Annotated in this window: 13 protein-coding genes; all 13 read right to left on the reverse strand. The window is 41.0% G+C overall.

Annotation, left to right across the window (positions count from 1 at the left end; genetic code table 11):
* Positions 1–47: 47 nt before the first annotated feature.
* The 13 genes from IEX29_RS20740 to IEX29_RS20800 all read right to left on the reverse strand — a co-directional run bounded on the left by IEX29_RS20740 (position 48) and on the right by IEX29_RS20800 (position 12,993).
* On the reverse strand, positions 48–272 hold the full coding sequence (locus IEX29_RS20740) for a hypothetical protein (RefSeq protein ID WP_188736851.1): 225 nt from the start codon (positions 270–272) through the stop codon (positions 48–50).
* A gap of 111 nt (positions 273–383) precedes the next feature.
* Positions 384–806: a 3-hydroxyacyl-ACP dehydratase FabZ gene (gene fabZ / locus IEX29_RS20745; RefSeq protein WP_188736853.1), complete on the reverse strand. Its 423-nt coding sequence runs from the start codon at positions 804–806 to the stop codon at positions 384–386.
* 89 nt (positions 807–895) lie between these two features.
* On the reverse strand, positions 896–1,228 hold the full coding sequence (locus tag IEX29_RS20750; protein WP_188736855.1) for a DNA-directed RNA polymerase subunit beta: 333 nt from the start codon (positions 1,226–1,228) through the stop codon (positions 896–898).
* A 147-nt stretch (positions 1,229–1,375) separates the two neighbouring features.
* A complete protein-coding gene (locus IEX29_RS20755) occupies positions 1,376–2,194 on the reverse strand; it encodes a flagellar hook-basal body protein (RefSeq protein ID WP_188736856.1) in 819 nt (272 codons plus the stop codon).
* Positions 2,195–2,207: 13 nt separating this feature from the next.
* Positions 2,208–3,017 (reverse strand): flagellar hook-basal body protein, encoded by an 810-nt coding sequence (locus IEX29_RS20760; protein WP_188736858.1) that lies wholly within the window; start codon positions 3,015–3,017, stop codon positions 2,208–2,210.
* Positions 3,018–3,116: 99 nt separating this feature from the next.
* Positions 3,117–4,118, reverse strand: coding sequence for a rod shape-determining protein (locus tag IEX29_RS20765; RefSeq protein ID WP_188736860.1), 1,002 nt, complete (start codon positions 4,116–4,118; stop codon positions 3,117–3,119).
* Between the two features lie 1,421 nt (positions 4,119–5,539).
* Entirely contained in the window at positions 5,540–5,872 is a 333-nt protein-coding gene (spoIIID, locus tag IEX29_RS20770) for a sporulation transcriptional regulator SpoIIID (RefSeq protein ID WP_268239107.1), read from the reverse strand.
* 383 nt (positions 5,873–6,255) lie between these two features.
* A complete protein-coding gene (spoIIQ, locus tag IEX29_RS20775) occupies positions 6,256–7,131 on the reverse strand; it encodes a stage II sporulation protein SpoIIQ (RefSeq protein ID WP_188736862.1) in 876 nt (291 codons plus the stop codon).
* Between the two features lie 377 nt (positions 7,132–7,508).
* On the reverse strand, positions 7,509–8,726 hold the full coding sequence (gene spoIID, locus IEX29_RS20780; RefSeq protein WP_229720318.1) for a stage II sporulation protein D: 1,218 nt from the start codon (positions 8,724–8,726) through the stop codon (positions 7,509–7,511).
* Positions 8,727–8,950: 224 nt separating this feature from the next.
* Positions 8,951–9,982 (reverse strand): ABC transporter ATP-binding protein, encoded by a 1,032-nt coding sequence (locus tag IEX29_RS20785; protein ID WP_188736863.1) that lies wholly within the window; start codon positions 9,980–9,982, stop codon positions 8,951–8,953.
* 4 nt (positions 9,983–9,986) lie between these two features.
* A complete protein-coding gene (locus tag IEX29_RS20790; protein ID WP_188736865.1) occupies positions 9,987–10,922 on the reverse strand; it encodes a C40 family peptidase in 936 nt (311 codons plus the stop codon).
* A 1-nt stretch (position 10,923) separates the two neighbouring features.
* Entirely contained in the window at positions 10,924–12,045 is a 1,122-nt protein-coding gene (locus IEX29_RS20795; protein ID WP_188736868.1) for a dipeptide epimerase, read from the reverse strand.
* A gap of 33 nt (positions 12,046–12,078) precedes the next feature.
* Entirely contained in the window at positions 12,079–12,993 is a 915-nt protein-coding gene (locus tag IEX29_RS20800) for a S66 peptidase family protein (protein ID WP_188736870.1), read from the reverse strand.
* Positions 12,994–13,039 lie beyond the last annotated feature (46 nt).

A 13,039-nucleotide genomic window follows, 5' to 3' on the forward strand; every position in this document is an offset into this window, starting at 1 on the left:
ATGGATGTAGGAGGTTCATTTCCTTCTTCTCTATTTTTTAAAGCTGCTTACTCATTGTTGCGAGGAAGTTCTTCATCTTCATCGAAGTTGTTTGTGTCATCTCTGTCCATTTGATCATTGTCATTTTGGTCATTATTCAATTCATCTTCTCTTTCTTCATGATCAATGGTCGGGTTATCATCCGCCGGTTCTTCATCATTAGATGTACCGCATGCAGTCATCAATGTAAGAGCGAAAACAGAAGTACCAACTTTTAATAATACCTTTTTCATAAAAAATTCCTCCCTTCTAAAATAACCTATTGCTCGAAATTAGGTTCTCCCAGAAAAGAGGAATCATACACTTTTTATAATTTTCATTTAGGAAATTTATTACATTTTCCTTTATTTAATCGCAAATGTAATTTCTGCTTCGCATGCAACTTCCCCATTGACGGTTGCAATACCTTTTCCTTTGCCAATCGGTCCCTTCATACGAATGATTTCAACGGACAGCTCCAACTGATCACCCGGCTTTACCTGACGTTTGAAGCGGCATTTATCTACTCCTGCTAAAAAGCCAATTTTACCTTTATTCTGCTCCATTCCTAAAACGGCAATCGCACCTGTCTGTGCAAGAGCTTCTAAAATAAGCACGCCAGGCATTACTGGATAGTCTGGAAAATGGCCGGGAAAAAATGGCTCGTTTGCTGTCACATTTTTAATCGCTGTGACTTTCTTGCCTTCTTCTATATCCTTTACCTGATCTACTAATAAAAACGGATAACGATGCGGCAGTACTTCTTTAATTTGTTGAATGTCCATCATTTTTCAACGACTCCTTTTTATATGTATGTATTGTCATTATAGCTGATTTAGAAATTGAAAAACATATTCGTCCATCATCGAATATGTTTTTAATCTACTTTATTTACAATATCGACAATATGCTGCCATGTTTCCATACGCAGCGCATCTAACGGAGATCCGTCGCCCAAAACAGCAAAGCCGATCATTAAACCTACGATAAAAGCAGCTGTAGCGAATATCAATACAACGATAATACGCAGCCAGATTGGGAAAATACGCAATCTCGGTCTGCTGAGTTTCTCTCTGCGCTTACTCTGCTGCTTTTCTTTCTTTTCCGTCTTTCTGGAAATTTCTTGTTTTACTGCTTGTTCCTCACCCGCTGCTGCTGACTCTTCCTCTGCTTTGTGTGAGGTCTTTTGTGAAGATGGATTATTCGTCATTTCTGTAACTCCTTATAAGAAGATGTTTAAAAAGATTCGTAAAAGTGACGCTTCGAATTTCCCGGTCCCTTTTTTCAGTCTTTTTAAACACTGACTATGTATAGCCCAATTTATTCCTGCTGCAAGAGCACAACCAATGGATAGGATTTATGATCGGATTGTATTCACTAATCCGGACATTTGATCACCCATCGAAATGGAACGTGAATTAAACTGATAAAGCCGCTGCGCTGCAACCATATCTGTCATTGCCCGTGATAAGTCAACATTAGACTGCTCCAAAGATTGCGGATGAATAACAGCACCCTCTCCGGCATACGCCTGAATAATTTCATCTGCATCAGCCTCTGCTGATACGGAGAAAAAATTATCGCCCTCTGCTTCCAAAGCACTTGGACGTACAGCTTCTACAATGGCTAATTCAGCCTCTGCAGCCTGATTGTCACCGCGGGTCACTATTAACTGCCCCTGATCATTAAATTCAACGGAATCAAATCCATCCTGAATTTCAATAGGGCCTTCTTGTCCGATAATAGGATGACCATCGGAAGTTGTCAAGGCAAGTGTATCTCCTCCAGCTGGAGAAAGGTAAAATGAGCCGTCTCTTGTATAGACCATTTCTTCCTGCCCGTTTTCTATCCGGTTCACCTGGAAGAACGTGTTCTCTCCAGTTAATGCTGCATCTAATACCCGATTCGTCTCGACCAGGCTTCCCTGCTGCTGATTTAAATGAATCGCACCCAATCCTGCTCCGGTCCCAACACGAATCCCGTCTGGCGTCATTCTGCCTTCAGCATTCGCCGGTGCATTTAAATTATTAATCTGCTGGTTTAACAAGGAAGAAAATTCTACTTGTCTGCTCTTATATCCAGTTGTCCCATTATTAGAAATATTATTTCCAATAATATCGAGCTTGTTCTGAATTTGATTCATTGTTACTGCTGCCTGATTCATAATGCGTGACATGACAGATTCCTCCTTAACTTAAGCGGCCAATTTCTGTAACTGCTTTCCCCAGACTTTCATCATATACCCGTAAAACGCGCTGATTGGATTCAAACAAGCGGTATGCGTTCATCATATCTGTCATTGATTGTGCAGTATTTACATTAGACTGCTCTAAAGCACCCTGCTGTAATGTATAATCGGCATCTCCCGGCATAGCTTCTGCATCCCCTTGAAAAAGATCATTTCCTTCTTTAATCAATGTGTTTGCATCAGCTACATACTGTGTACCAAGTGTAATATCTCCGCCAGCTGTCGGAATAACTCCTTCCGGGCTGATGATATCAATGGTGCCATCTGTCTGAATATTATTGCCGTTTTCATCTAACACATAGTACCCCTGACTTGTCACGAGGTAGCCGTCTGCATCAATCGTAAAATTCCCATTCCGGGTGTAGCGCACATCTCCATCATTATTCTGAACTGTGAAAAAGATGGCCCCATTCTCATCAGGCACTTCCCTTTGATTAATGGCAACATCTGTCGGCAAACCGGATTCAACTATATCACCCTGCGCATAATGCGGAATTGTTTCCTGGACATATACACCTGTATTCAGCCCCCCTAATTGACGGGAAGAAGGGATATTGAATCCTCCCTGTGTTGTCGGAATACGATTTGCGCCGCCCATCTGTTCAATTAATAATTCCGGAAAAGCACGAATAGCCGTTTGATCGGCCTTATATCCTGGAGTATTTGCATTAGCAATATTATTAGACAATGCTTCTTGTTGCCGCTGCTGCGTTATCATACCGCTTGCTGCTGTATATAAACCTCTTAACACAAAGCCGCCTCCTCCGTAATAGAAAGTGTTAAAAAGACGTGCGGGCAGCAATAAATTAATTTAAGATTGCTGCCAACGGCTGTCTTTTACTGAAGCTTGTCAGTTAACACTTCTTTTTTCAAGCTTATCAATGTTTTCAAGCATAATTCCTGTTCCCTTTGCTACACAATCCATCGGATCCTCTGCAATAAAAATAGGAACCTTTAACTCTTCAGCCAATAATTGATCAACACCATGAAGCAGTGCTCCACCGCCGGTTAAAATAACACCTCTATCAATAATATCTGCTGATAATTCTGGCGGTGTCTGCTCAAGAACTGCTTTTGCAGCCTGAACAATAAGGGCTACAGATTCCATTAACGCCTGCTGGATTTCCTCCGATTCAATCGTGATCGTTCTTGGTAATCCCGATACCATATCACGGCCTCTGATTTCCATTGATTCCTTGCGTGAACCAGGGAATACAGTAGCTACATTAATTTTAATATTTTCTGCTGTACGTTCTCCGATAAGCAGTTTGTATTGCTTTTTAATGTATTGAAGAATATCCCAGTCAAACTTATCTCCAGCCATTTTCACGGATTGAGAGGTTACAATACCGCCCATAGACAGTACTGCCACATCGGTTGTACCTCCTCCGATATCTACCACCATATTTCCGCTTGGCTGATAAATATCCATGCCGGCACCAATTGCAGCTACTTTAGGCTCTTCCTCTAAGTATATGCGTTTTCCGCCAGACTTTTCTGCCGCTTCTTTAATTGCTTTTTGCTCTACCTTTGTAATGTTTGTCGGGCAGCAAATAAGCATTCTCGGCTTTGATAAAACACCTTTGACGTTAATCTTATTTATAAAATATCTTAACATTGCTTCTGTGACATCAAAATCAGCGATAACTCCGTCCTTTAACGGGCGCAGTGCTTCTATGTTACCCGGTGTACGTCCAACCATACGACGGGCTTCTTCTCCAACTTCGAGCACACGGTTTGTATTACGATCCATGGCAACGACAGATGGTTCATTTAAAACTATTCCTTTTCCTTTAACGTGTATCAATACATTTGCGGTACCAAGATCAATCCCAATATCTCTGGAAAACATGAATCTAAATCCTCCTAGCGTTACTATCTTGCACCGTCCTAAGACAAAATGCTACTAGTATACTATTTTACCACAAAATACGGTAATTAACTGTATGAAAAAAATATTTTTTTGTTTTTTTGGCGGTCTTATTTAAAAAAGTTCAAATTATTATCTTTTGGTTGGGTTCATTGATTATTTTCTTTGATATAAGTAAAGTATATGAATTGAATATTAGAAGCAGCCGCTCCAGAAAAATACTACGCTTTCCATGGGCTTGCGCTCAGCCTCCTCAGAAAAAAGAAGACCACTTTTTTCCTGCGGGGTCTTCCCACTACGCTTTCCCATAGGAGTCTCCGTATTTTTCTTCCGCTAGTTAGTGTATAGAGCTATAATTTAATCATTTTCATTAAAACAAACAATGTAATTTATTATCTCAACTTTTTCATCCTATAATAATTAACTCAACTTTCGCACTTAAGAATAAAAATATAAACCTTGCTGTTCCAGGATATACATGTTCTCAATTATCATGCTTGCTTTTAATTAACCCATCTTTTTATTTTTTGAACAGGGTATTGTGTATAGCTTCCGCTCCAGCCAACCACTCCGCTTTCCATGGGGACGGCTTCAGCTAACTTGAAAAGAAAACCGCTTTTCAGGTGGATCTTCAGCTCGCCCTGTTCCCATAGGAGTCTACGTGGTTGGCCTGCGCTCTAATAGGATTCTACAGCGCATGGAAGAAATAATATCCTGATGAAGTAAGATGAAATCATCGTTTTTTAGCCTAAATAAACAATCATGCTGGTGTTTCAAATGGTTTTTAGCAGTTCAAATCATGACAGCAGGAATAATTCATATCAAGAATAGCTTTCATACACCAAAAACAAGGATTGCTGAGCATGTTTACCATGCAACACGAAAAATTTGTTCTGTCATATCTGCCTTTTTTTGTTCAGTTATTTCAGTATAGAACATCCTGCTAGCGGAGGCGGACCGTTTTGACTCCTGTGGGATCAGGCACCATCTGAAGATCCACTTTTGCCAAGTGATCTTCTTGGCAAAAGTTAGCTGAAGAGCGTGCCCCTAGGAAAGCAAAACGGTCCGCTGTAGCGGTAGCTCACACGTTACCTTCTTTTTGGATAGAGTTTATACTTTGTCAAGAGATAGATGGAAGAAATGATCAATCCCTGTCCCTGTAGATAGGAAGTCACTTTTTAAAGTACGAAAGTTGAGTGATTAAGATGTGATTAAGAAAAATTATATTAGTCACTATAATATTTGGTCATAAATCACTTCATTTTCTTGTAATAAATCAGCATTTATCTTTCAACCAAAGTTTTTCCAACACATAAAAAAGCAGTAAAACTATTTTTTATCATTGTTCTACTGCTTTTCCAACATATTTATAATATTAAAAAAATAAATGGCGTGGAGATTTTTTAACTCCCCTGAGCTTTTGACCTGCTTGACGAAGCCAGGAATTTTTGTGTGATTTTTGTTTCTTTTACTGTATCTTCTTCATCCTTGGATATTTTGTATTTTTTCCTTGTTGCTTCTCCTCCGCGTAAATGGCGGATTGCTTTATGGTACTCAAGTATTTCTTTGACTTCCTGGGCCAGTTTAGGATTAATTTCCGGCAGCCGTTCTGTCAGATCTTTATGAACAGTACTTTTGGATACGCCGAACTCTTTTGCAATGGTCCGGACTGTTTTTCTTGTTTCTACAACATGCCTCCCTATTTTAATTGTCCTTTCTTTGATGTAATCATGCACACCGTTCGCCCCCCTAAGTTGTAATTCCGAGGTGTCGCTTGGACAGGGTGTATGTTTTGGGATAGGACTTATTGATAAGCGGCTGACTATTTTTTATGTAGTCATTAGAATATAAAAGAATAAGGGTTCCACTTAAGATGAATGGTATTTATAAATTACATGTCTTTTCACCTCAGACAATTCGATTGCATGGTTTGTAATATCATCATATTAAAAAAATCGTTCCTTTATGCTTAAGATTTGTACAAATAATCATGGGGACAAGGTGTATTTTTAAAAGTATGTTAATAAATTGCTTTTAGGGGAGTCCAAAAATCCCTATAAAAAAATCCGGCAATGAATTATTCATCACCAGATTTTTGGTTTTCCCAAGCAATCTTCTTTTATTCTTCGGAATCGTCCAATTCTACATCGATTTCTTCATCCGCTTCGTCGTCAGTTCCTTCATCTTCACTTGGTACTTCTTCTTGTTCTGTATCTTCTACGTTTTCTGCATCTTCTTCAGGATTTACAACATCTTCTCCTGAAGTTGGTTCGTCACTTACTGCTTCATCTTCCGCAGCGCTATCTTCTACAGCAATGCTGGATGCCGGCTGATCGAAATAGCTTTCCGGATTGACTTCTGTGCCGTCTTTACGGATTTCAAAATGCAAGTGTGTTCCATTGTCTTTACCAAACAAGTTTTTACCAGCTGTTCCCAGCTTATCACCTTGTGCAACTTGGTCACTCACAGAAACTGCTACATCTCCAAGACTAGCATAATACGTTTTTAAGTCTTCACCATGTGATACAACAACTACGTTACCTAGTAATGGATCTTCCTTCACTTCTTCTACTGTTCCGCTGATAGATGCTAAGACATCAAAAGTTTCTGCATCTGCTGCAGCAATGTCTACTCCTGTACTTTGATAGTAACGATTGTTGTAAAGTACAAGTGCATTTTCTCTGTCTTCCTGCTCTGCGTTGTAATCAAAAAATTTAGTTACGATTTCTGCTTCATCTGTGTTTTCCAGCGGCATTCCTACCAATTCCTGCTGATCAACTACCGGTACAGCATCTTCATCATTCATTGATGGAAGGTAGTGGTCCTCTGCATTTCTTTGGTCATCTTGCTCTGAAACATCAGATCCTGCATTTTGATACCAAATGACTGACGCTAATAAAACAGCTGCAATACTTAAATACAATGCTGGGAAAAACCATTTCTTGCGGAAAATTTGGCTCCATTTATTTTTTGGGCCTTTGAATTCCTCTTTCATTTTCATCACCTCTGCAACCATTGTGAGCAGAAAAAGAGAATTATATACATAACTATGAAAAAAATTTTTGATTTTCATAATAAGTAGGCTCAATTTTCGCCAAAAGAAAACTTGCTTATCATAGAGACAGGTGTTAATCGTTCCTTCTATCTATCTCTTGACAAAGCATAAACTCTAGCTAGAAAGAAAGTAATGTGTGAGGTTACCGCTGCGGCGGACCGTTTTGCTTTCGACGTACAAATGTTTCCGATGAGGTATAGATGCTTATTCTCAGGTGCGAAGGTTGAGAAATAGGTTACATAGAGGTTCTGGTAGAAACGCTTTCACCTTTGCAATAAAAGTAGTTTAGCCCATTTAGACAATAAAAAAACCCCCGCTCAGTTAGAAACGAGGGTTGGTGCAATTTCACTTACTTGGCTGATATCTACATCTGTATAGTAGTAGTGAATAATGTCTTCATAGTTTTTTCCTTCTGCTGCCATGCCGTTTGCTCCATATTGACTCATGCCGACACCGTGTCCATAGCCTTGTGTCGTAAAAATCAGATGATTGTCACTCTGTTCAATGGTAAAATCACTGGATCTCAGACCTAATTTATCGCGAAATTCCGCTCCTGTAAAAGCATTACCGGCAATTGTTATTTCTTTTACTCTGCCGCTGTCTGTATGGCTGACTTCCATCGGGATTTTCTTATCATCCTGAAGTGGTATTTGTAATGCCTCGGATACTTCGGCGATACTCAGTGTTGTCTGACTGGTGAATTCTGGTGCATCCTTATCCCAGGGACTCTCCACACTGCGCAGATAGGCAACCTCACTCTCCCAATAATCCTCCGAGTTTTCTGTATATCCATTACTCGTGGAGAAGAAGGAAGCTGTAATCGGCGCTTTTTTATAAGTGATGATTTGTCCTTCTGTTTCTTTAACTGCCTGATTTATTTTATTCATTTTCTCCTGGTATTCTGCTCCCCACTGTTCCTGCAGCTCCTGTTCTCCTTTGTATACCTGATGCTGTGTGGAATCCGTCAAATCATAGCTGCCATTCTTCTCTCCATTCAGCAGGAAGTTGACAGTAAATGTTCTCGCAGCAACTGCCTGGGCTTTCAATGCCTCCATTTCAAACTCTGTCGGCATCTCTGAAGAAACAACACCGGCCACATATTGCTCTACCGGAACATTCTCCACTTCTTCATTGCTCACCCGCATGACAGAGACATCAAATGGAGATGCTCCAACTTCCACGGCTTCATCGCCTGCTGCAGCTTCTTCAGAAGTATCTTCTGCCTCGTTTTCTTTATCAGGATTTTCTTCATCTGTTTCCACCGTTTCTACACCTGCGCTAATTTGATTATCCGTTTTTGTAATCTGGACAATAATTGCCGGTACTGCCAGTATAAAAATGATCAGTACTGCAAAAACACCTATTATCATTTGCTTCCAAGGAGATGGGCGCTGATGATTATAATACGTTGATTTCCGGTTAGAAAAAGGTACGATTTTCTGCAATGGCTGGTTCGGTATCCTTTTCTTCTGCTGCAGCTGTTTCATTTTCTTATGAATTGCTGTATTTTTCCGTTTATACTTTTGGTTATGCACGTTCCTCCTCCTTCTCTAAAACTTTTTGAACATCCTCTTAAGCTGTTTATCTATCATGCCTACTATTAAATCTATACATTTTATTGGCAAAATAGACCTTTTTCTTATGATAAAGTTTGAGAAAAAATGTTCAGAATGTGCATAACTGTTCAAAAAACTGACGGTAATAAAAAACCATAGAAGTCTCTTTTATTCGTTCAAAGAGACTTCTGTGGTTTTTTAATTTAAGCCTGAATTTCTTCTTCTTCAACTTCTCTTGTCCGCTGTGGTCCAGTCGTAGGGCTATCCTTATAATTCTGATCATACAGATGACAGGCAACGCGATGGCCGGACTTTATTTCCTGCCATACCGGCTTCACATCCTTGCATATATCCATTGCCATCGGGCATCTTGTCCGGAATACACATCCTGAAGGCGGATTTATCGGACTTGGCAATTCCCCCTCCAAAATAATCCGTTCCCTCTCTTCTTCTATATCCGGATCTGGAATTGGAATGGCTGATAGAAGTGCTTTTGTATAAGGATGTAATGGATTTTCATAGAGATCCTCGCCGTCTGTCTCCTCTACCAGATTCCCTAAATACATCACGCCTATCCGGTCTGAAAATTGCTTCACCATCGATAAATCATGCGCAATAAATAAGAAGGTCAGCCCTTTTTCCCGCTGCAGCCGCTTCATCAGATTCACTACCTGCGCCTGTACGGAAACATCTAATGCAGAAATCGGTTCATCGGCAATAATAAAGTCCGGATTCAATGCCAGCGCTCTTGCAATTCCGATCCGCTGCCGCTGTCCGCCGCTGAATTCGTGCGGGTAGCGGTTTACATGGTCTCTACTCAGCCCAACCTCCTCCAGCAGCTCATATACACGGTTCATCAGGTCTTTTTTCTTTTTAAAAATTCCGTGTACCTCTAAGGGTTCGGAGATAATTTCTCTGATGGTAGACCGGGGATTCAACGAAGCGTAGGGGTCCTGAAAAATCATCTGCATCTTCCGATAAAGCGCGAATTGTTCCTTATCGCTTAATCCATGCACATTTTCATAATTAAACCAGACATCTCCGCCTGTTTTCTCATATAACCCGAGAATCGTGCGGCCGATAGTAGATTTCCCGCAGCCGGATTCACCAACCAGGCCATAGGTTTCCCCTTTAAAAATATGAAAGGATACATCATTCACTGCTTTTAAAATATCTGCCTTTCCGACATCAAAATATTTTACAAGGTTTTTTACTTCCAGTATTTTATCTTCCATCTCTTCACCTCCAGTACCTTCTCGCTACGCATAGCTCCCTTTCGTACTTGGTTCCTTGTAAAGGAGTGATTTCAATACCTTTTCCTGTTTGTGGTGAATGCAGCATTTCTCCATCTCCTTTATAGATACCGACATGATGGATTGCTCCTTTTCCATCCTGATGAGCAAAGAAGAGCAAATCTCCCGGCTTTATCGCATCAAAAGCTATCTTCTCACCTGCATCCGCCTGATCTCCAGCATCACGGGCAATCCAATAGCCGTTTGCTTTATGCGCTGCGTATGCCAACCCTGAGCAATCATAGCCAAAGGAGCTCATGCCGCCCCAGAAATAATCAAGACCGATAAACGGAAGACCGGCAGCCACAATATCTTTCCCGCTGCCAGGCTCTATGCCAGCTTCTTTCGTAACTGTTATTGTTTTTTCTTTAGCAATCTGCTGCTTTCCGGTCGGCGTCTGTACATACACATGTGTATCATTCTCACCTGCGTAAGGTAAAATGGTTAAATAACTCAGCTGCATACTGTTTTGCCCGTCTGAGTCTTCCAGCCGGGCATCCTTTGCAATCACGACGCTATATTTATCCTGGAGCCAGCTTTCTTTATTCACGCGTGTCAATTGACGGATTGGTATATATCCCGGATAGCCCCTTGTATCTTTTTTGGATGGCTGAAATGGAGCGATAACATGTGCCCATTCTCCTTCTTCCTCCAGAACAATGACAGGCTCTCCATACAATGTCTGCGACTGCACCAGATTGTCATTACACAAAGCCAGGCCTTGCTCATAGGTTAAGCTGTTCACCCATTTACGTATATCTGTCGGACTGGAAATCCCATATTCATCCTCTGCTCTGGCAGACTCTGGATTGGTCCAGATTGTTGCGGCCTGCACATTCGTCACATGAAACATTTCCGGGAGCTTCTCAAACATCTCTTTCATTCTACCAACTCCTTTCCTTATTGATTCCTTTCAAATAAGATTCTTTCAAAGATTGTATTCCAAGTCCCGCTTGATTAGAAAATGTAATTTGGTTTCCCTTTCCCTCGTATTGAATACCACCTTCTAAAATATCACCTGACAGCATCAGCGGCGCATCAAAGTCAAAACGCGTCACTGCGGGGTGACTGGCTGCAAAATGAGCGGCTGCTGTAATTCCCAGCTTGGTCTCTATCATGCTCCCTGCCATACAGGAAACCCCATAAGCTTCACAAAGGTTCGCAATTTTTATCGCCTGATGGATTCCTCCAGCTTTCATCAGCTTAATATTAATCAGATCGCAAGCACCCATTTCCAGGACACGCCGTGCATCGTGTACAGAAAATACCGCTTCATCCGCCATAATTGGTGTTGCCGTATGATCGGTAATATATTTAAGCCCCTCGATATCATGGGCAGGAACTGGCTGTTCTACCAATTCAATATTTAAGCCCAGCTCTTCCATCTTTGTAATAGATTTAACTGCCTCTTTCGCTGTCCAGCCCTGATTTGCATCCAACCGGATCAAAACATCCTCTCCTGCCGCTTTCCGGACAGCAGCTACCCGTTCTATATCTTTTTCTGCCGGGTCTTTGCCCACCTTTACCTTTAAAATGTCAAAGCCATTTTCTTTATATAATTTTGCGTCCTTCTGCATTTGGTCAATCGCATTCACGCTGACAGTGTAATCATTTTGGATAGCAGAGCTCCTGCCTCCCAAATATTGATATAAAGGCTGATTTGCTGCTTGTGCCAGACAGTCATATAATGCCATATCCACAGCGGCCTTGGCACTGGTATTATGAACAATCGCCTTCTCCAGCTGCGTAAAAATATGCGTATAGGATGATAGCTCTGTATCCATTAAAATTGGGCGGATTACCTTATCAATTGTGTAGTGGATACTTGCCAGACTATCACCTGTAATCACATGCGTCGGCGGAGCCTCTCCCCAGCCAATGATGCCATTATCACAGGTGATTTTCACAAAAATACTCTCTGCAACAGTTACAGTCCGCAGTGCTGTTTTAAAAGGTGTATGTAAAGGGATCGAGCTATGATATAGCTCTAAATCAACTATCTTCACGATAAACGCCCCTTTCTAAATATCTGAGGTTCCTTAACGTACTCCCGGTGACAGCTGAAGCGTCTTCGTCCTGCTGGATAAAGTTGCTTCTACTCCCAAAGGAATAGAAAAATGTGGAAAGCAGTGACCGATTCGAAAACCGGCAATAACCGGCTTTCTATAATTTCTAAAGTAATGCTTCCAGACCTCTTCCAATCTTAAACTTGGATGTACTTTAGGGTCTGCTTCTGCAAAATCACCGATAATTACCCCGGCAGCCTGCTGCAGCTTCCCGGTCAAACGCAGCTGATTCATCATCGCATCAACCCGATAAGGCTCCTCGCCAATATCTTCTATGAATAATAGTTTATCCTTTGTACAAATTTCGTAAGGAGTGCCCAGCGTTTGTACAAGCAGCGACAGATTTCCGCCGACGATTTTCCCTGAAGCTTCTCCTTCCCGGTAGACAGTAAGCCATGAAATACTCTCAGAATAAATAAGGTTAGTCGGTCCAAACAGCTGCCTGAATAATTGGCTGGAGAGTGTATCAAAGTCTTTTTTCACCATATCCGATGCCGGCATTGGACCATGAAAAGTAATTAAGCCGGTCTCTTGGCGGATGGCTGTATGTAAAAATGTAATATCACTGTATCCCCAGATAATTTTGGGATTCTTTTTGATTAATTCCATATCTATTTTATCAATGATACGGCCTGTTCCATAGCCGCCCCTGGCAAAAATAATCGCTTTAACATTCCGGTCAGCAACCATTTGATGAAAGTCTGCTAAACGATTCGCATCCTTTCCTGCTAGATATCCGTATTGGTCATATACATGTTCTCCAAGCTTTACTTTTAAGCCCATATTTTCAAAAAAGGAGAAGGATTGTTCCAGTTTTTCTTTCTCTATAGGACCGGCCGGAGCGATAATTCCGATGGTATCTCCAGACTTTAAACGATAAGAAAGCAAGTATGTATCCCCCTTTTTCGATAAATAGAAAAGTATATATCATTAT

The organism is Oceanobacillus neutriphilus, from assembly GCF_014645515.1.
GTDB classification, from domain to species: domain Bacteria; phylum Bacillota; class Bacilli; order Bacillales; family Amphibacillaceae; genus Oceanobacillus; species Oceanobacillus neutriphilus.